This window comes from Colwellia sp. (genome assembly GCF_013215345.1).
Lineage (GTDB): Bacteria > Pseudomonadota > Gammaproteobacteria > Enterobacterales > Alteromonadaceae > Colwellia.
Genome location: NZ_JABSOV010000030.1, coordinates 23,619 through 42,689, shown reverse-complemented (window position 1 = coordinate 42,689; position 19,071 = coordinate 23,619). Strand labels below are relative to the sequence as shown.

17 protein-coding genes and 1 tRNA gene are annotated in these 19,071 nt (G+C 39.4%); 9 read left to right on the top strand and 9 right to left on the bottom strand.

The window, feature by feature from the left end:
- The 7 genes from argS to aceK form a co-directional block, all read right to left on the bottom strand.
- On the bottom strand, nt 1-483 hold a 483-nt coding region (gene argS / locus HRT50_RS06630), incomplete at its 3' end, for an arginine--tRNA ligase (RefSeq protein WP_291612611.1).
- Between the two features lie 327 nt (nt 484-810).
- Complete coding sequence (gene prfC, locus HRT50_RS06625; RefSeq protein ID WP_291612609.1) at nt 811-2,391, bottom strand: peptide chain release factor 3; 1,581 nt, start codon at nt 2,389-2,391, stop codon at nt 811-813.
- Nucleotides 2,392-2,722: 331 nt separating this feature from the next.
- Nucleotides 2,723-2,971, bottom strand: a complete 249-nt coding sequence (locus HRT50_RS06620; protein WP_291612607.1) for a hypothetical protein — start codon at nt 2,969-2,971, stop codon at nt 2,723-2,725.
- Nucleotides 2,972-3,126: 155 nt separating this feature from the next.
- Nucleotides 3,127-3,615: a ribosomal protein S18-alanine N-acetyltransferase gene (gene rimI / locus HRT50_RS06615; protein WP_291612605.1), complete on the bottom strand. Its 489-nt coding sequence runs from the start codon at nt 3,613-3,615 to the stop codon at nt 3,127-3,129.
- Complete coding sequence (locus HRT50_RS06610; RefSeq protein ID WP_291612603.1) at nt 3,612-3,983, bottom strand: hypothetical protein; 372 nt, start codon at nt 3,981-3,983, stop codon at nt 3,612-3,614. Before HRT50_RS06610 ends, rimI begins: the two co-directional genes overlap by 4 nt.
- A 168-nt stretch (nt 3,984-4,151) precedes the next feature.
- Nucleotides 4,152-4,228: transfer RNA gene (locus HRT50_RS06605), tRNA-Trp, on the bottom strand.
- A 160-nt stretch (nt 4,229-4,388) separates the two neighbouring features.
- A complete protein-coding gene (aceK, locus tag HRT50_RS06600; RefSeq protein ID WP_291612601.1) occupies nt 4,389-6,158 on the bottom strand; it encodes a bifunctional isocitrate dehydrogenase kinase/phosphatase in 1,770 nt (589 codons plus the stop codon).
- A gap of 277 nt (nt 6,159-6,435) precedes the next feature.
- On the opposite strand from aceK, the gene queA reads away from it, so the two are divergent.
- From queA to HRT50_RS06570, 6 genes are all read left to right on the top strand, one after another.
- Complete coding sequence (queA, locus tag HRT50_RS06595; RefSeq protein WP_291612599.1) at nt 6,436-7,533, top strand: tRNA preQ1(34) S-adenosylmethionine ribosyltransferase-isomerase QueA; 1,098 nt, start codon at nt 6,436-6,438, stop codon at nt 7,531-7,533.
- Nucleotides 7,534-7,687: 154 nt separating this feature from the next.
- Nucleotides 7,688-8,821, top strand: a complete 1,134-nt coding sequence (gene tgt / locus HRT50_RS06590) for a tRNA guanosine(34) transglycosylase Tgt (protein WP_291612615.1) — start codon at nt 7,688-7,690, stop codon at nt 8,819-8,821.
- Between the two features lie 126 nt (nt 8,822-8,947).
- Nucleotides 8,948-9,280, top strand: a complete 333-nt coding sequence (gene yajC, locus HRT50_RS06585; protein WP_291612597.1) for a preprotein translocase subunit YajC — start codon at nt 8,948-8,950, stop codon at nt 9,278-9,280.
- Between the two features lie 303 nt (nt 9,281-9,583).
- Nucleotides 9,584-11,431 carry a protein translocase subunit SecD gene (gene secD / locus HRT50_RS06580; protein WP_291612595.1) on the top strand — a complete coding sequence of 616 codons (1,848 nt, stop codon included), beginning with the start codon at nt 9,584-9,586 and terminating at the stop codon, nt 11,429-11,431.
- Nucleotides 11,432-11,449: 18 nt separating this feature from the next.
- On the top strand, nt 11,450-12,397 hold the full coding sequence (secF, locus tag HRT50_RS06575; protein ID WP_291612593.1) for a protein translocase subunit SecF: 948 nt from the start codon (nt 11,450-11,452) through the stop codon (nt 12,395-12,397).
- Between the two features lie 581 nt (nt 12,398-12,978).
- Entirely contained in the window at nt 12,979-14,391 is a 1,413-nt protein-coding gene (locus HRT50_RS06570) for a DEAD/DEAH box helicase (RefSeq protein ID WP_291612591.1), read from the top strand.
- A gap of 131 nt (nt 14,392-14,522) precedes the next feature.
- Here HRT50_RS06570 and cobA read toward each other — a convergent pair whose 3' ends face one another.
- On the bottom strand, nt 14,523-15,314 hold the full coding sequence (cobA, locus tag HRT50_RS06565) for a uroporphyrinogen-III C-methyltransferase (RefSeq protein ID WP_291612589.1): 792 nt from the start codon (nt 15,312-15,314) through the stop codon (nt 14,523-14,525).
- 145 nt (nt 15,315-15,459) lie between these two features.
- Complete coding sequence (gene suhB, locus HRT50_RS06560) at nt 15,460-16,263, bottom strand: inositol-1-monophosphatase (protein ID WP_291612586.1); 804 nt, start codon at nt 16,261-16,263, stop codon at nt 15,460-15,462.
- Between the two features lie 343 nt (nt 16,264-16,606).
- Between suhB and trmJ the strand changes: the two genes are divergently transcribed.
- From trmJ to iscR, 3 genes are all read left to right on the top strand, one after another.
- On the top strand, nt 16,607-17,428 hold the full coding sequence (trmJ, locus tag HRT50_RS06555) for a tRNA (cytosine(32)/uridine(32)-2'-O)-methyltransferase TrmJ (RefSeq protein WP_291612584.1): 822 nt from the start codon (nt 16,607-16,609) through the stop codon (nt 17,426-17,428).
- 58 nt (nt 17,429-17,486) lie between these two features.
- Complete coding sequence (gene cysE, locus HRT50_RS06550; protein WP_291612582.1) at nt 17,487-18,296, top strand: serine O-acetyltransferase; 810 nt, start codon at nt 17,487-17,489, stop codon at nt 18,294-18,296.
- A gap of 246 nt (nt 18,297-18,542) precedes the next feature.
- Entirely contained in the window at nt 18,543-19,049 is a 507-nt protein-coding gene (gene iscR, locus HRT50_RS06545; protein WP_291612580.1) for a Fe-S cluster assembly transcriptional regulator IscR, read from the top strand.
- The last annotated feature ends 22 nt before the right edge of the window (nt 19,050-19,071 follow it).

Genomic DNA, 19,071 nt, shown 5'->3' with positions numbered 1-19,071 from the left:
GTCACCACGAAACTCTAGTGCGCGTACTACGGCATCACCAATAATGGTTGAACGTAAGTGACCAACGTGCATTTCTTTAGCAAGGTTAGGCGCGCTGTAATCAACAACTACTGTTTGCTGTTTATCATCGCTGTTTTCATCTGTAGCAGCACTACGCTGGCTAACACCAATAAAGTCATCTTGAGCGACAACATTAAGCTGAGCTGCTAACCACTTTTCATCTAGGTGAATATTGATAAAGCCAGGGCCAGCTAATTCTATTTTGCTAGCAATGCCGTCTAGGTTTAGCTCGGCAACAACTTTAGTGGCTAATTCGCGCGGATTAGTTTTAAGCTTTTTCGCTGCGCCCATTACACCATTGGCTTGATAATCACCAAAGTTTGGACGATTAGACAAGCTAACAGCAGGGTTAGTGCCTTCAGGTAAGCCAGCAGCAACCATTGCAGCGCTAACTTTAGCACTCAAAATATCTTTAATATTCATACGTTGTCTCATTCTCTTTGTTATTTGGTTCAATACATTTATCAATCGTGCTCATTGACATGCGTCAACTCCGCGCGTTTTCTTCTGTCTTGAACCAACTAACTGCGAGAAGTGAGTAACTCACAGCTAGTAACTTAATTTGTTTTATTTTGCTGATTTATATCTTCAGCAAAATAATATTAACCGGTTGAACCTTACTCAGTTTTGCAAACTAAATTGGATTTTAGCAAAGCGGTCAAGACATTTTATCAGGGAGCTTAGTACACTAAGTGACTTGATAAAATTTTGCCGACAATGCTGCAAAAATTCCATTTAGGAAGCAAAAAATTAATGTTCACGCGTCGAGTGGAATTTGATGTCAGGATGACGCTCTTGCGCTAATGATAAATTAACCATAGTTGGTGCAATATACGTTAAGTTATTACCACCATCATAGGCTAGGTAATCACCGGCTTTCTTCTTAAATTGCTCTAAGGTGCGTTCATCATCACATGTACACCAGCGCGCAGTTGCAACACTAATGGGTTCGTAAATAGCATCAACTTTATATTCGCTCTTTAATCGTTGCACTACAACTTCAAACTGTAGTACACCAACCGCGCCAACAATCATGTCATTGTTAATGAAAGGTCTAAATACTTGCACAGCACCCTCTTCAGATAACTGGATTAATCCTTTTTGTAGCTGCTTAGCTTTAAGTGGGTCGCGTAGGCGAATACGGCGGAACATTTCCGGGGCAAAGTTAGGAATGCCACCGAACTTCATCATTTCACCTGAGGTAAAAGTATCACCAATTTGAATACTACCATGGTTGTGTAAACCGATAATATCACCAGCAAAAGCCTCGTCTACGTTGGATCTATCACCAGCCATAAAGGTTACCGCATCGGCAATTCTGACATCTTTATTAATGCGTACTTGTTTCATCTTCATGCCTTTTTCATACTTGCCTGAGCAAATGCGCATGAAAGCAATACGGTCGCGATGTTTCGGATCCATATTGGCTTGAATTTTAAAAATGAATCCAGTAAATTTTTCTTCTTCCGGGGTTACTGTGCGTAAATCTGTTTGGCGCGGTAAGGGCTTAGGTGCCCATTTGGTTAAACCGTCAAGCATGTGGTCAACACCGAAGTTACCGAGTGCCGTGCCGAAAAATACTGGCGTTAACTCACCCTTTAGAAACGCTTCTAAATCAAACTCATGGGAGGCGCCTAGTACTAATTCCATTTCTTCGCGGAAATCTTCAGCAAAGGGGCCAATGGCTTCATCAAGAAGGGGGTTATCAAGGCCTTTAATGACACGTCTTTCTTGAATCATGTGACCTAGGCCTGATTGATACAAAAATATTTCATCGGTCAATAAGTTATACACGCCTTTGAATTCTTTACCCATGCCAATTGGCCAGGTAATTGGTGCACATTTTATGTTTAATACCGTCTCAACTTCATCCATCACTTCAATAGGATCGCGCACATCGCGATCCATTTTGTTCATAAAAGTGATGATTGGTGTATCACGCAGACGAGTAACTTCCATTAATTTAACTGTACGTGCTTCAACACCTTTGGCAACATCAATTACCATTAGACAAGAATCAACAGCTGTTAATGTACGGTAAGTATCTTCCGAGAAATCTTCATGACCTGGAGTATCAAGCAAGTTTACCAAGCAGCCTTTGTAAGGAAATTGCATAACTGAGGTAGTAATTGAAATACCACGCTCTTTTTCCATTTCCATCCAATCAGATTTTGCGTGTTGACCTGACTTTTTACCTTTTACCGTACCGGCTCTTTGTAAAGCTTGACCAAACAAAAGCACCTTTTCGGTGATGGTGGTTTTACCCGCATCGGGATGAGAAATGATAGCAAAGGTGCGACGTAAGTCGACTTGCTGTTGCTGTGCAGACATGCAAATTACCTGTTAAGAAAATAGTAGAAAAACACCCAGTTAATTAGGGACTTTTTAAAAATTATAAAATTGCGCGCATTGTACCATTAAAACAGAGTGAATCTGTAATAAAGCGAGGTTATAAAGAGCAACTTTGTAGGTTGATAGCAGCTTGTTAAAAAGGTAACACTTTTATTGATAATAAACGGGGCAGGTCAATTGGCTTGTTATAGCAGATTTAACGTTTTATTAATGCTAGATGAAATCTAGGGAAAGGTAGTAAACAGTAGGCTGAAGCTAGTTTATCAGCTGCAAAGCAATGCAGCTGAGGTTAACCGTATTAGTTAAATCGTTAATTAAATAAGCTTGAAATGAATTGAGCTTCATTTTGCTCTAATAAAGGGGAATGTACTTTAGATCTTTTTGTATGGCTAACTTGGTCTGTCTGTTGGCTAACCTGATTCACTAATAAAGCAAAAGCTTGCTCTTGGTTCAGTCCGGTCAATTGGCTAATATTTTTTAGTGCATCATTCACCATCAGGTTGGCAACATCTTCATTTGACAACTGACTATCTGCTGTAGGACTTATTTTAGTAAACATTTGGCTCACCCTCATGACCTTTAAGAATATAGTTAACAATCTTGTTAACTATATTAACCAAAGGCGAAGGATTAACTAGCTGCTTTGCGTTTCGAAGTGTTGTGATTTGTTAATGTACTGAATAGTTTGTTACTTGTTAATCAAAGAGCTGCCTATTAGCACTTTAGCGACATAACAATGGCATCTTCATAACCAAACCCTGAGCTACTAGGATAATAACCTGTGCGGCGATCAATTTCGATAAAGCCGGAATTCATATAAAGCATTTGTGCGGCGATGTTTTTTGCTCGTACTTCTAAGAATATTTTGCTTGCGCCAAGTTTTTTCGCTTGGGCTAAAAATTGATTAAGTAAAACTTTACCATAACCTTTGCCTTGCTCACTTGGCATAACACAAATATCCATCAGGGTTGCTTCACCGACAACATATTCACCAATGTAGAAACCAATGCTTAGGTCACCATGCTGCTCACCGAGTTTTTCACCAAGCTTATCACCAAAGTAACGACCACCAATACAACTTAAAAAGGTTTTCTCACTCCAGGGGTGTGAGTGACAAGCCAGCTCTATTGGCATTAACTTACCTACATCACCGGGCTTTATTTCAGCAAAGTGATTATTGTTACTTTTTGATGTTTTATTCATTGTGCTTGTCTACTCAGTAATTGCCACAGTTGCTTTTTAAGCGTAGGCGACTTTGAAATTTCGGCGATAGCTGGGGTGATCAACTGCTGCTCAAGCCATTGTATTTTAACGGGGGATGATTTGTCGGTGAAATACCAGTTAAAGAGCCCTAAATCTAGATGGTCACCTTGCTGATTAATTTCACCGATACTTAAGCCAGTTGCTAATAAAATATCATTAAATAATTGCTGTTTGGCTAAGTTTTTTAAATCAATATCAAGGTAACTTTGACTATGAGTCTCTAGGGTTTTATTTTGACTATCACGATGCTGCCAAAGGCTGATACCCATTTCAGTTAATTGCTCAAATTGATGTTGATTAATGCTCATTAGTAAAGCTCATCAGTGAATGCTCATTAGCTAGGTATGATTTAAGGCTGAATATAATGACAGAATTCGCTGTTAACGAACAGCAGATAAATTAATTCTGGGAATATATTAGCGAAAGATTTTTTGGAATATGGATAAAGAAATATAAAGATATACTGGAAGAGAAAATGGCAGGGGTGGAGAGACTCGAACTCCCAACCATCGGTTTTGGAGACCGCTGTTCTACCAATTGGAACTACACCCCTGCAACAGATTCGAATTATACTGATGCAGGTTAAAAGGTAAAGCCCTAATGTTCATCTTTTTACTAAATCGCGTCTGTTCGGCTAATTTACCAACAAACTGGTAGTAAAGTAGCCAGTCTGTAGCTTTTTTTATTTTATGGTGCAGTTAACACCAGCTAAATTACTTTAACTCGCTGCTAAAGCCTTGATGACAAAGACGGTATTTATCGGGATAAGGAAAAACATCTTTATAAATACCATTAGCGACATCTTGTTGGCATTGTTGCCAATAGGTTGGTGTAAGTAAATCTTGATGATGTATTTTAAAGGCTTTTAAATAGCTTGGATTGGCCAAAGCAAAAGTTGCTATCTCTTCAGGGAACATATCACCAGGCATTACACTGTACCAAGGCTCAGCAGCATACATTTGTTCTTCAGTGACCGCTTTAGGTTTTACCCGAAAGTTAACTTGGTCCATATAGGTGATTTCATCATAATCATAAAAAATAACCCGGCCATGACGAGTGACACCAAAGTTCTTCAGTAACATGTCACCCGGAAATATATCGGCAGAAATCAGTTGTTTAATGGCTTCGCCGTAACCAAACATGGCGTCATTTATTTCATCTTGTTTTTTATTTTTAAGCGCATCCATCAGGTATAAATTGAGTGGCACCATGCGACGTTCTATATATAAATGCTCAATGATAAGAAGCTCATTCTCGCCTTCACCTTCATAACGAATAATGGAAGAAGCAACTTTTTTCAGCTCCGCTAACAGTTCATTGTTAAAGCGCGCTTTAGGAAAAGCGACTTCAGAATACTCCATGGTATCAGCCATGCGACCCACTCTGTCGTGTAGTTTCACTAAGCGGTATTTTCCCTTTACATCTTTCTTGGTCATGTTTTTACTGGGGGAAAATTTATCTTTGATTATTTTGAATACATAAGGATAAGAGGGCAGGGTAAATACTGACATCACCATGCCTTTAATACCGGCAGCTAATTCAAATTGGTCGTTACTGTCTTCAAGGTGATTGAGAAAGTCTCGATAAAATTGGGTCTTGCCCTGTTTGTGAAAACCGATGGCAGAATATAAATCAGCCTTGGTTTTATGAGGCATTAACCCCTGTAAGAAATTAACCAGCGCATACGGATGCTGGCAATCAACAAAAAAGTAAGCACGGGCAAAACCAAATACCACCGCCATGTTTTCGCTGGTAGTCAGTAATGCATCTATATATAAACCGCCTTTCTCGTTGTTAAGTACCGCAACAATAAAGGGGGTTTCTCCTGCGGGCGATAACACCCGACCAATTAAGTAGGCACCTTTATTACGATAAAAAGTAAAGTTGAGGATATCAAACTGTAAATCTTCTAATTTTACCATGGTTTTATGAGCTTTGCGGCGAAAGGCATTAATAAGTGCATCAACATCACGGTCTAGATCTTCAAAGGGGATTACAGTTCTATGACTATTCATAATGTCACAAATAGTTTGTTTTAAACCTAGTGCTTGTGGTCGATAAGAGGTGTAGATCTTTGGAACTTCTTTCTCATCAAGGCGATGGGCAGTACTTTCTACAAAAATATAATCATTGTGATAATACTTGCGCTCGAATAAGTGACAAAAGACCGAATTGTAGAAAGTTTCCGCTAACTCGGGTTGTTTATGATTAGATAATAAATCTGAATAAACTGTTTTAACCTCTTGCCACAAAGCATCATCTAGATCGCTAATATTGAAGTCTTCTTTAATAACGCTGCAGCTTTCTGTTACTCGTTCGTCATAAAAATTAGTTCTCGCTCTGGCAGAGCGGTGCACTTCATGCCATTGGCATTGTTGAAATCGCTCTCTGGCTGATTGAGTAATCTCAGTGAACAGTGCAACATGGCGTTCAAAGCCACTAATAATGGTGTTGGCTATAGTAAAGGCAAGTTCATCTTTCATATGGCAAATAACTCTTTAGTCAGTATTAAATCAGGCTTGTATAAAGTTCATATCAATAATGCATGATTTACCAACATACACTAAAAGCCTTATTGTCGAGATTATTTTGATAAATACTGGTTATCACTGGTAATAATGGTGCTTCAATACAACTTTGTCGACGGTTCTTTGCTACTAAGGCTAGGCTTAAGATGTAAAAGTGGCGAATTAACTTGCTATCAAGGGCGTGCAGCTCTAAAATTACGCCTTTTTTTAAGCCAGAAAAATAGCCAATATCATGCGTGTTTCAGACTTTTCTTTCAATTTACCCGATGCCCTTATTGCTCGTTACCCTAAAACCGAGCGCACTGCTAGCCGTTTAATGACCTTAAATGGTGATTCTGGTGCGATAACCGATGGTGTTTTTACCGATATAGTAGCGCAATTAAATTCAGGTGATTTACTCGTTTTTAATAACACTCGTGTGATCCCGGCCAGAATGTTTGGCCGAAAAGCCAGTGGTGGTAAAATTGAGGTTTTGATTGAGCGCATTATTGATCAAAATACCGCCCTTGCTCATATTCGTGCCAGTAAATCACCCAAAGTAGGCAATGAACTTTACCTATGTAGAGAGCAAGGTAATGAGCTTGGCAATGACGATAGTGCCGTTAAATTTAAAGCAACTATGGTTGCCCGTCACGGTGCACTTTTTGAGCTTAAATTTGCTGATGGTCAATCAGTGTTAGATGTTTTAGATGAAATTGGACATATGCCACTGCCACCTTATATTGACCGACCTGATGAAGACAGTGATAAAGAGCGTTATCAAACAGTTTACAATGAAAAGCCTGGTGCGGTTGCCGCGCCAACAGCTGGCTTACATTTTGATAATGCTCTGTTAGAAAAAATTAAAGCCAAGGGCGTTGAGTTAGCTTTTGTTACCTTGCACGTCGGCGCAGGTACGTTTCAACCGGTAAAAGTTGACGAGATTGCCGATCATATTATGCACGCGGAATACGTTGAAGTATCAGATAAAGTGGTTACCCAGATAGCAAAAACCAAAGCAGCGGGTGGTAGAGTTGTTGCGGTTGGCACAACCTCAGTACGTTCTCTTGAAAGTGCGGCAAAAGCTTCTAAAGATAAAGGCGAAGCCTTAGGTGCTTTTTATGGTGATACCGATATATTCATCACCCCAGGTTATCAATTTCAAATCATCGATGCTTTAGTGACTAACTTTCACTTATCAGAGTCAACTTTATTGATGCTGGTTAGTGCCTTTTCTGGTTATGACCATATAATGCCAGCTTACCAACACGCTATAGATAAAGAATACCGATTTTTTAGTTATGGTGATGCTATGTTCTTAACTAAACAAAAGATAAAAGAAGCTGACTAAATAAGAGTTAAGTAAATACTAAACGCTATAGCTCAGCAATACGCTGAGTTATAGCGAAAATTAATTTTAAATATTATTTTAAACCCAAACACCGCCAGCCTGTTTTGCTAGTGGGTGACAGAGAAAATTTATGACTGAAACAGTAAAAAACAAAATGAAATATGAGTTAATTACCACTGACGGTAAAGCCCGTCGTGGCCGATTAACCTTTGATCGTGGTGTGGTGGAAACCCCAGCATTTATGCCCGTTGGTACCTACGGTACTGTTAAAGGCATGAAAGCTGAAGAAGTTGAGGCCACTGGCGCTCATATTATTTTAGGTAATACCTTTCATCTAATGTTACGTCCAGGTACTGACATTATTGAGCAGCATGGTGGCTTACACGGATTTATGAATTGGGATAAACCAATTTTAACCGACTCCGGTGGCTTCCAAGTTTTTAGTTTAGGAAAAACGCGTAAAATCACCGAAGAAGGTGTGCGCTTTAGTTCACCGGTAAATGGTGAAAAAATTATGCTTACCCCTGAACGCTCAATGGAAGTACAACGTAGCTTAAACTCTGATGTTGTCATGATTTTTGATGAGTGCACGCCATATCCAGCAACGCATACCGAGTCAAAAGACTCAATGGAGTTATCACTTCGTTGGGCACAACGCTCAAAAGATGCCCACGGTGATAGCCCAAATGCATTATTTGGCATAATACAAGGCGGCATGTATGAAGACTTACGTGAAGTTTCTGTTGCTGGCCTAGAATCTATAGGCTTTGATGGTTATGCGATTGGCGGTTTATCAGTAGGTGAGCCTAAAGAAGATATGATCCGTATTTTAGATCATACCGCGCCCTTGATACCTAAAAATAAGCCCCGATATCTGATGGGAGTAGGTAAGCCAGAAGACTTAGTTGAAGGCGTACGTCGTGGTATTGATATGTTTGACTGTGTAATGCCAACACGTAATGCTCGCAATGGTCATTTGTTTGTTAATACCGGTGTTATTAAGATCCGCAATGCTGCTCATAAAATAGATACTGCACCACTTGATGATACCTGTGATTGTTACACCTGTAAGAACTACTCACGTGCTTATTTACATCATTTAGATAAGTGTAAAGAAATCTTGGGTTCGCAGTTAAATACCCTGCATAACCTACATTTTTACCAAAAAGTCATGCAAGGTTTGCGTGCAGCCATCGAGCAAGGTAAATTAGACGCCTTTGTTGAAGAGTTTTATGCTTTACGTGGTTTACCTGTACCGCCATTAGCGGAAGGCAGCAAACAAGTTTAGCGTTAAAAATTAATTTTAAGCTCGGTTATTTAGCGAGTAATTAAAATATTTAAAGAATCCAGTAACTTGTCGAAAGTGAAAAGTTACTAACTAATTAATTAAAATAAGAAGTAAGGAAGTAAGTTTATGAGTTTATTTATCAGTACAGCCCATGCCGCAGACGGAGCACCAGCCGGTGGCGGAATGGAAATGATCATTATGCTAGCCGTTTTTGGTTTGGTATTCTTTTTCATGATCTACCGTCCACAAGCTAAACGTGTAAAAGAGCATAAAGGTTTAATGTCTTCATTAGCGAAAGGCGATGAAGTGCTAACACAAGGCGGTATTGTTGGTAAAATCGTTAAAGTATCTGATGAAAAAGACTTTATTGTTGTTAGCATTAGTGAAGGTACTGAAGTAACAGTACAAAAAGGCGCAATCAACGCAGTACTTCCAAAAGGCACAATGAAGTCTTTATAGCTTTATCTTTGTTATTTGGCTTCATTTCTTCATCAAAAGTACTCATTGACATGCGTCAACTCTGTGCTTTTTCTTTGAACTAAAGCCAACTAACTTAGCTAAGAACTATAAATTACACATAGTTCTTAGCTAAAAGCTATCAAGAGTTAAGTTTAGTAGAGTGGGCAGCTTGTTTTACAACAGTTTTGTTCGCGCGAACAGTAATAGCATTTTCATTAAATTCGTGGACTTTTTGTGCGTATTTTAACCCGCACAAAGGGACAGTAATTTAGTGAGATTGCTATAAATTTAAAAGGACAGATTGTGTTAAACAAATACCCTTTATGGAAAACACTAATGGTGGCATTTATTGTCGCCTTAGGTGCGCTCTATGCCACACCAAACTTATATGGTGAATCACCTGCAGTGCAAGTCTCAGGATTACGTGGCGTTGAAGCTGATGCCGCAACTCTTGATAATATCAGAGCACATTTAGAAGCAAGTAACCTTAGTTTCGACAGTATCGTATTAGAAAATGGCCAAGTATTAACGCGCTTTAAAAATACCGAAGACCAGCTTAAAGCCCGTGATGTATTGGACGATAGCTTAGGTAAAAAATTCTCAGTAGCACTTAACTTAACGCCTAATACACCGGATTGGTTAGCGGCCATTGGCGGTATGCCAATGAAGTTAGGTTTAGATTTAAGTGGTGGTGTTAGCTTCTTGATGGAAGTGAACATGAAAGAAGCCATTAATAAAGCTAAAACCAGCATGGTAAGTGATTTCCGTGGTGATTTACGTAATGAAAAAATTCGCTACCGCAGTGTAAAAGAAAGCAATAATGGCATTGTGGTTATTTTCCGGAAAGTTGCCGATCTAGACGCGGCAGAATCACTACTGGAAAAACGTTACCGTGATTTATTGATAAAAACGGATGACGATAAGTTAACGCTTACCGCGAAAATGACCGAGCAAAAGCTGAAAGAAATTCGTGATTATGCCTTGGCACAAAACATTACTATTATTCGTAATCGTGTTAATGAGCTAGGTGTGGCTGAGCCATTAGTGCAGCGCCAAGGTAAAAAACACATTGTTATCGAATTACCCGGTGTACAAGATACCGCTAAAGCAAAAGAAATACTTAATGCCACGGCAACTATTGAATTTCGCTTAGTCGATACCGAAGGTGATTTAGCTAATGCGATAAACGGTCGCATACCGGCAAATTCTATTTTATTGAGAGATAAAGATGGTCGACCGAGCTTATTGAAAAAACGCGTGATGTTAACGGGTGATCATATTACTGATGCAAAATCAGGCTTTGATGAATACTCACGTCCACAAGTAAATATTTCACTGGATAGTGCTGGTGGCTCAAAAATGTCCAATGGCACCAAAAGTAATATTGGTAAACCAATGGCAACGGTATTTATTGAATATAAACCTACCGGTAAACGTGACGCCGAAGGTAATATTATTTTTGAAAAAGTCCAAGAGATCATCTCTATTGCGACAATTCAATCACGTTTAGGTAAAAGCTTTCGCATTACGGGTGCTGGCAGCCCAGCCGAAGCACATAACTTAGCGTTATTATTACGTGCTGGTGCCTTAATTGCGCCAATTACTATCGTTGAAGAGCGTACTGTAGGTCCTACATTAGGTGCTGAAAACGTACGACTTGGCTTTGAAGCCATTATGTTGGGTTTTGCTTTAGTCTTTATCTTTATGATTATTTACTACCGTGCTTTTGGTGTTGTTGCTAATTTGGCACTGGCGGCAAACTTAGTATTAATTGTTGGCATAATGTCATTGATGCCAGGTGCGACTTTAACCTTACCTGGTATGGCGGGTATAGTATTAACTGTAGGTATGGCCGTTGATGCTAATGTACTGATATTTGAGCGTATTAGAGAAGAAATACGCGAAGGTAAGACAATTCAGCAAGCTATTCATCAAGGTTATGATGCCGCGTTTTCTACTATCATCGATGCGAACATTACCACTTTAATCGCCGCAGTGATTTTATATGCGATTGGCACCGGACCTGTTAAAGGTTTCGCAATCACCTTGTCTATCGGTATTATCACTTCAATGTTTACTTCTGTTATTGGTACTCGCGCAGTCGTTAATGCTATTTGGGGCGGTAAACGCCTTGATAAATTACCTATATAAAGACAGGAACGATAAATTATGCAAATTTTACACTTAAAAGAAACTGTCAATTTTATGAGCTATCGCAAGATAGCCATGGTATTTAGTGCAATATTGATGATTGCTTCAATTGTCTCACTAGCAACCAATAAACTAAACTTTGGTTTAGATTTTACTGGTGGCACCTTGATTGAGGTCGGTTTTGAACAACCCGCTGATTTAAAGATAATACGCCAAGTAATGACTGATAATGGTTTTGCTGATGCCAAAGTACAATTTTACGGCAGCAGCCGTGATGTGGTAATTCGCCTTGGTTTACGTGAAGATGTAAAAGCTGAAATGCTTGGCAATGAAATCTTGGCTCTTTTAGAGTCTGGCTCAGGGCAGAAAGTTGATATGCGTCGTATCGAGTATGTTGGTGCCAGCGTTGGTGACGAGTTAGCTGAACAGGGCGGTTTAGCCATGTTAACGGCCCTTATATGCATACTTATGTATGTTGCCTTTCGTTTTGAATGGCGCTTTGCCGTTGGCTCAGTAGTGGCTTTATTTCACGATGTGTTATTAACTCTAGGTTTATTCTCTATTTTAAAATTAGAGTTCGATCTTACGGTACTGGCGGCCATATTAGCGGTTATTGGTTACTCTCTTAACGATACCATTGTTGTTTCGGACCGTATTCGTGAAAACTTTAGGAAAATACGAAATACAGAAGCTGAAGAAGTGATTAATATCTCCTTAACACAAACCTTGAGCCGTACCTTTATTACTTCAATAACAACCTTATTAGTATTGGCGGCTTTATTCTTTAGAGGTGGAGAGCTAATTCACGGTTTTGCTACGGCATTATTATTTGGTGTTTTTGTTGGTACTTACTCATCAATTTATGTTGCTTCGTTAGTGGCATTAGGCTTAGGTATTTCAAGAGAAGACTTGATACCGGAAGTGATTGAAAAAGAAGGTGCTGATCAAGAGGCTATGATGCCTTAAGCATTATTGTTAAATGATAATAAAAAGCCGAGTAACGAAAGTTGCTCGGTTTTTTTATTTTTAGCCTATTTATTTTGCACTACACTTACAGAAACTATTTATACCTGTTCGACCTGAAGCTGCAGAATTCAGCCATAACAGGTATATAGCCAAGCTACTTCAAGATGCTCGTTTCAGGGCGGAAGAGCGATTCATAATCAAGGCGCATATTTCATTAATGGTCATCCCCTTAATTACATACGCAACGATGAATATTATTTGCTCATACGCACCCTAGGGCTGGTTTAGAAACGTTTTATCCATCGTTATTGATTTCGATAAGGACGCTACATGGATGTCGCTTCTTAGAGAATGCAGGAGCATATTCTCCTGAGTAACCATTGTCTTCAATCAATGCCTTGCCTAAATACGTTTCTAATTCCAGCTGAATCCTGCACCTTGAGGTTGTTTGGGTATATATCTAGCTGAGTGAGAGATAACTTCATAGACTTGGTATTAACCTTACTGTATGCTGCCGCCCCTTCATACTGCCAACATTTTCATCCCGCTGTCAGTATTTGCTATTTACTAAAGAGATTCTTATGAGCGATACCCCGACAACCAAGTTTACTGATTTAGGTTTATCTGAGCCATTACTAAAAGCAGTGCGTGATAAGGGTTATGAAACGCCATCTCCTATTCAAGCGCAAGCTATTCCAGCAGTTCTTTCCGGACGCGATATTATGGCTGCAGCACAAACGGGTACCGGTAAAACAGCAGGATTTACTTTACCGCTATTACAGCGCCTTTCTACTAACAAAGGCAATAAAGTTGCATCAAACAACGTAAGAGCATTAATACTTACGCCTACGCGTGAACTAGCAGCGCAAATCCACGAAAGCATAGAGACCTATGGTAAGTATTTAAATTTACACTCAATGGTAGTTTTTGGTGGCGTGAAAATTAACCCACAAATAACGAGACTTCGCCAAGGCGTTGATGTACTTGTGGCAACACCAGGACGTTTACTCGATTTATACAATCAAAGAGCGGTAAAATTTAGTCAACTTGAAGTGTTCATTCTTGATGAAGCCGATCGTATGTTAGATATGGGCTTTATTCGCGATATTAAAAAGCTTATCGCAGTGCTACCAAAAGGCCGTCAAAACTTATTGTTCTCGGCAACTTTCTCTCCTGAAATCCGCGCTTTAGCTAAAGGTTTAGTCAATAACCCTTTAGAGATTTCGGTAGATGCTGAAAATAGCACGGCTGAAAAAGTCACTCAATGGTTGATGGCCGTTGATAAAAAACGTAAACCAGCGGTATTAACGCATTTAATACAAGAAAATAACTGGCAACAAGTGTTGGTTTTCACTAAAACCAAACATGGTGCAAACAAGCTAACTAAGCATCTTGAAGCTGAAGGCTTAACTGCGGCGGCTATCCATGGTAATAAAAGCCAAGGAGCGCGTACTAAGGCCCTTGCTGCCTTTAAAGATGGCTCGGTAAAAGTACTTGTGGCAACCGATATTGCTGCCCGTGGTATTGATATTGATTTATTACCACAAGTGGTTAACTTTGATTTACCGAATGTTCCTGAGGATTATGTGCATCGTATTGGCCGTACAGCCCGTGCCGGTAATACTGGACAAGCATTGTCATTAGTTTGTGCCGATGAGTTAGACTTATTGTGGGGCATTGAACATGTTATTCAGCAGCACATCGAACGAAAAGTTATTGATAAGTTTATACCTGCCAATGAATTAGGTGAATCACGTGAGATCAAACCTTTAAGAACAGGTAGACCGCCAAAATCTAAACCAAGTCAGAATTCAGGACGTGGTAGAGGTCGAGTTGAGCATAAAGATGGTCAACGCTCAGGTGGCAATGCTAGCGGCAATAATACCGGTAGAAATAACACAAAATCAGGTAACGACTCATCTAGACGTAAAAAGCCTGAATATGACGGTACAGGGCCTAAGCCTCGTAGACCTAGACGTACAAATAATAGCTAGTTCTAATTAGAACTTCTTAATAGATAAAGAAAAAGGCTTATGACGAATAGTAAAATATTCATCATAAGCCTTTTTTGATATTAGCTCAGTAGTCATTAGCTAGGGATTATCGAGTACTGTTATTCGAGCACTTAAGGCGTTAAATAGCCTAAGTTAGTCAATCGCTCACTGGCAAATATTCCCACGACATCACCAATAACAATTAAACTAGGTGGTGTTATCTTATGTAAGGTCACTAGTTCGGTTAAATTAGCTAATGTGCCTTTTATCACCTGTTGGTCTTGATGAGTGCCTTTTCGAATCAATGCTGCTGGCGTATTTATATCGCGACCTGCTGCGGTAAGCTGAGCAATAATTGTCGGTAAGCTTTTTATACCCATGTAAAAAACAATGGTTTGTTCTTTATCGTTTAATGCCTGCCAAGGTAAGTCTAATGCACCATTATCTTGCACATTTCCGGTGATAAAGGTGCAACTGCGAGCAACTTTTCGATGCGTTAATGGGATACCCGCATAACTGGTGCAAGCTGATGCCGCTGTCATACCAGGCACAATGTGACACGCTACGCCACGGCTTAATATAAACTGTGCTTCTTCAGAGCCGCGGCCAAAGACAAAAGGATCACCGCCTTTTAACCGTACTACTCTTTTACCCAATAGGGCATTATCAACCAGAAGTTGATTGATACCTTCTTGCGGAACTCTATGATCTGCTTGCTTTTTACCTACATATATTTGCTGACAGTTTCTAGGTAGTAATGCCATTATTTCTTCACTAACAAGGCGGTCATAAATAACCACTTCTGCTTGTTTGATAAAACGATAAGCTTGAATAGTGAGTAAATCAGGGTCGCCAGGACCAGCGCCTACTAGGGCAACTTCTCCTGCGACGAAGGCTTGTTTCGTGGTATTAATGTTTTCCATGAGCTCTCTTAACAAATGTACTAAAAACTATAGGGTTAGTCTAAAGCAAAAAAAGCGCCACAGTGACCTTATTTGAGTAAGGTCACTGTGGCGCTTAATATTATTCTGCTATTACTTAGGCTTATTAAGTTAACTCAGCTAGGAGTTACTTGCTAAGAGCATCACCTAAGTGAGGACGAATTTCTTTTAATACATCTTTTAAGATACGAGTATTTGCGGCAACGATATTACCTGATTGTGCATGATTATGGCCGCCAATAAAGTCAGTCACTAAACCACCGGCTTCAATAATTAGCAGTTCACCTGCAGCAGTATTCCATGGCTTAGTACCAATTTCGAAGAAACCATCAACACGGCCTGCAGCTACATAAGCAAGATCAAGTGAGGTTGAACCTGCACGACGCATATCAGCTGATTTTTGGAATAAAGCTGAGAACATTGCCATATAAGCAACGCTATGTTGTTTGTATTTAACAGGGAAACCAGTAGCTAAAATAGTACCTGAAATTTCTTTATTTTTATTTACACGAATTCTGAAACCGTTCAGTTGTGCACCTTTACCACGACTGGCAGTGAATAATTCACCACGAATTGGATCAAATACTACCGCTTGGTCTAGTTTGCCTTTTACTTTTAAAGCAATAGAAACGGCAAAATGAGGAATGCCTTTTATGAAGTTAGCTGTGCCATCAAGTGGATCAACAATCCATTGGTAATCGTCATCTTTACCTTTTAAAACACCAGATTCTTCACCGATAATAGTGTGATCTGGGTAAGATTTACGAATAGTCTCAATTATGGCTTCTTCAGAGCTAATATCAACACTGGTGACGAAATCGTTAGTGCCTTTTGATTCAATTTCAACTTTATCAAGTTGCTCCATAGAGCGAACGATAACTTTACCTGCTGTACGCGCTGCGCGCACGGCAATATTTAGCATGGGATGCATAATAGTGTACCTATTTGTAAATAATTTTTAAAAGAACAATTCATTTTCAAGCAAACATTGTCTTGAAAATCGAGCGCGCAGATTATAGCAAATAAAAAAACATTAAGCGATAGCATTAAAAAAATAGTCGTTTAATAAGTGAGCATTTTGTGGCTTTGTTTTTTTTAATAGAGAAAAATAGACTATTAAATATCAAATTACCATAGATAAATATGCTTATTAAGCGTGCTTTTTATTAGCTACAGCAGTAATCTTCTATGTTAGAATACTGGCCATCTAGATGGGTTAGATAAGCTTATTAAATATGTTTACTCATCCAATTAAACAAACAAGTAGAGCGAAAATGTCAGATTCTCAACAAGGTTCTCAGCAAAGTAACACCTCAGGTTCACTATTAGATCGCGTTAAAATCGTTTTAGTAAACACTTCAGATTGTCGAAATATTGGTAGTGCAGCACGCGCTATGAAAACTATGGGTTTAACTCAGCTTATATTAGTTGACCCAATTGAAATGCCTAATGGTCAGGCGCAAGCAATGGCTGCTGGGGCAACTGACGTTTTAGCCAATGCTAAAGTGGTTAGTACGCTAGCTGAAGCGATTGAAGATTGTGGCTTAGTTGTTGGAACTAGTGCGCGTTCGAGAACATTACCTTGGCCTATGTTAGAGCCGAGAGGCTGTGGTGAGAAGATGATAGCCGAGGCAGATGAATATCCTGTAGCGTTAGTTTTTGGTCGCGAAAGTAGTGGTTTAACTAATGAAGAGTTACAGCTTTGTCATTTTCATGTGCAGATTCCAGCGAACCCAGATTATAGTTCACTGAACTTGGCCATGGCAGTACAAACGTTAAGTTATGAAGTGCGTACCAGTTACTTACTGGCGCATGATCAAAGTTATCAAGAACGCAGTACCGGTAATGGTAAATCAGTGGCTAAAGCTAAGAATGAAGATGAAGAACTTTATCCTGTAAGTGAAGAAACAGAGCGTTTTTATCACCACTTTGAAAAAGCACTTAAAGCCACAGGCTTTATTGTAGAAAACCATCCTGGTCTAGTGATGACTAAGCTAAGACGCTTATTTAATCGCGCTAGACCAGATGTTAAAGAAGTTAAGATGATGCGTGGGATTTTTGCCTCGATGGAAAGGTCTAGTAAAGAGAAGTCATAACAGTTAATTGTGACTAACATAGCTGTTAGTCACTTAAGAGAAAGAGAAGGAATAATTTATGTTTAGCCGTATCAAAGAAGATATCAATAGTGTCTTTGATAGAGATCCCGCCGCTCGTACCAGTTTTGAAGTTATCCTCAATTACCCTGGTTTGCATGCAATTTGGATTCACCGATTAAGTCATAGGTTATGGTGCGCTGATTGGAAACTCATAGCGCGAGTTATATCAACTTTCTCTCGTTGGTTAACCGGAGTTGAAATTCATCCTGGTGCTAAGTTAGGTCGTCGAGTTTTTATTGACCATGGTATGGGCATTGTTATTGGTGAAACCGCCGAAATTGGCAATGATGTAACCTTATATCACGGTGTTACCTTAGGTGGTACTAGCTGGAAAGCAGGTAAACGCCATCCTACCCTAGAAGATAATGTTGTTATTGGCGCTGGTGCACAAGTACTTGGTCCTATCACGATAGGCAAGGGCGGTAAAGTTGGCTCTAATTCAGTGGTGGTTAAAGACCTGCCAGCTAACGCTACTGCGGTAGGTATCCCTGGGAGAATAGTTCCAGATAAACCAAGTAAAGGTGAAGGACAACAACGAGAAGCTGCCGCTAAAAAATATGGCTTTGATGCCTATGCTGTTTCGCACGATAATCCCGATCCTGTGGCAAAAGCCATTGGTCGTTTGCTTGACCATGTGCATCTCATGGATGATCGTGTTAGCGCTCTTTGCAAAGAAGTTAATACCCTAGGTGGCGATATTTGTGATAAAAACTTGCCTGAATTAAGAGTCGGCGAGTTTGTTGAAGATGAAAAAGAGGCGGCACAGCGTCGTGAAAGCAAAGTAACTAGCTTTGATCCTGAAATTTAATTTCATTAATAAGTAATAGTTGACTAAATTAGTCAACTATTACTTTTCGCTCAGTACTTCTTGGTGTACAATACTTGAGTAAATTACTCGGGTATTCATTTGACTAATCTGTAGGGTTATGTAGAATTGCGCAGAATTTGCAAAGCAAGGCATGTTTTTCTATGTATTGCGGTTAAATAGTTTTGACTTAGTTGTCCTACTAAATTGATATATTGAGTCCACCAACATAGTGTTTGAGAGTAGATTATGAAACTTACTTCTAAAGGTCGTTACGCAGTTACTGCCATGTTAGATGTTACTATTCATGCCATATCTGGACCTGTATCTTTGGCTGATATTTCAGAACGCCAAGGTATATCTTTGTCTTATTTAGAACAACTGTTTTCTCGTTTACGCAAGCAAGGGTTAGTAACCAGTGTTCGTGGTCCTGGAGGCGGTTATCGTTTGGGCCGATGTTCAGCTCAAATAGCGGTTGCGGATGTGATTTCAGCAGTAAATGAAAGTGTTGATGCAACTAAATGTGCAGGTAAAGGCAATTGCCAGGATGGCGAACAATGTTTAACTCATTCTCTTTGGGAAGGGTTAAGTCAACGAATTGAAGAATTTTTGCAAAACATCAGCTTATCAGAATTAGTGGCTAAGCGAGATGTGAAAGAAGTATCTAAACGCCAAGATGAACTACATATAAATGCTAATAAAAGCATAGCGTTAGATACACTAATAACCACTAAAAATATAATGAACGATTGGTAATTATTACCTATCGTGTCGTATT

Bases quoted from the DNA above. Each gene is read 5' to 3' on its own strand.
- suhB (WP_291612586.1), bottom strand. From the start codon at position 16,263: ATGCATCCCATGCTAAATATTGCCGTGCGCGCAGCGCGTACAGCAGGT.
- trmJ (WP_291612584.1), top strand. From the start codon at position 16,607: ATGTCAGATTCTCAACAAGGTTCTCAGCAAAGTAACACCTCAGGTTCA.
- HRT50_RS06620 (WP_291612607.1), bottom strand. From the start codon at position 2,971: ATGTTTACTAAAATAAGTCCTACAGCAGATAGTCAGTTGTCAAATGAA.
- rimI (WP_291612605.1), bottom strand. From the start codon at position 3,615: ATGAATAAAACATCAAAAAGTAACAATAATCACTTTGCTGAAATAAAG.
- iscR (WP_291612580.1), top strand. From the start codon at position 18,543: ATGAAACTTACTTCTAAAGGTCGTTACGCAGTTACTGCCATGTTAGAT.
- cysE (WP_291612582.1), top strand. From the start codon at position 17,487: ATGTTTAGCCGTATCAAAGAAGATATCAATAGTGTCTTTGATAGAGAT.
- aceK (WP_291612601.1), bottom strand. From the start codon at position 6,158: ATGAAAGATGAACTTGCCTTTACTATAGCCAACACCATTATTAGTGGC.
- prfC (WP_291612609.1), bottom strand. From the start codon at position 2,391: ATGTCTGCACAGCAACAGCAAGTCGACTTACGTCGCACCTTTGCTATC.
- cobA (WP_291612589.1), bottom strand. From the start codon at position 15,314: ATGGAAAACATTAATACCACGAAACAAGCCTTCGTCGCAGGAGAAGTT.
- HRT50_RS06570 (WP_291612591.1), top strand. From the start codon at position 12,979: ATGAGCGATACCCCGACAACCAAGTTTACTGATTTAGGTTTATCTGAG.
- tgt (WP_291612615.1), top strand. From the start codon at position 7,688: ATGAAATATGAGTTAATTACCACTGACGGTAAAGCCCGTCGTGGCCGA.
- HRT50_RS06610 (WP_291612603.1), bottom strand. From the start codon at position 3,983: ATGAGCATTAATCAACATCAATTTGAGCAATTAACTGAAATGGGTATC.
- secF (WP_291612593.1), top strand. From the start codon at position 11,450: ATGCAAATTTTACACTTAAAAGAAACTGTCAATTTTATGAGCTATCGC.
- yajC (WP_291612597.1), top strand. From the start codon at position 8,948: ATGAGTTTATTTATCAGTACAGCCCATGCCGCAGACGGAGCACCAGCC.
- queA (WP_291612599.1), top strand. From the start codon at position 6,436: ATGCGTGTTTCAGACTTTTCTTTCAATTTACCCGATGCCCTTATTGCT.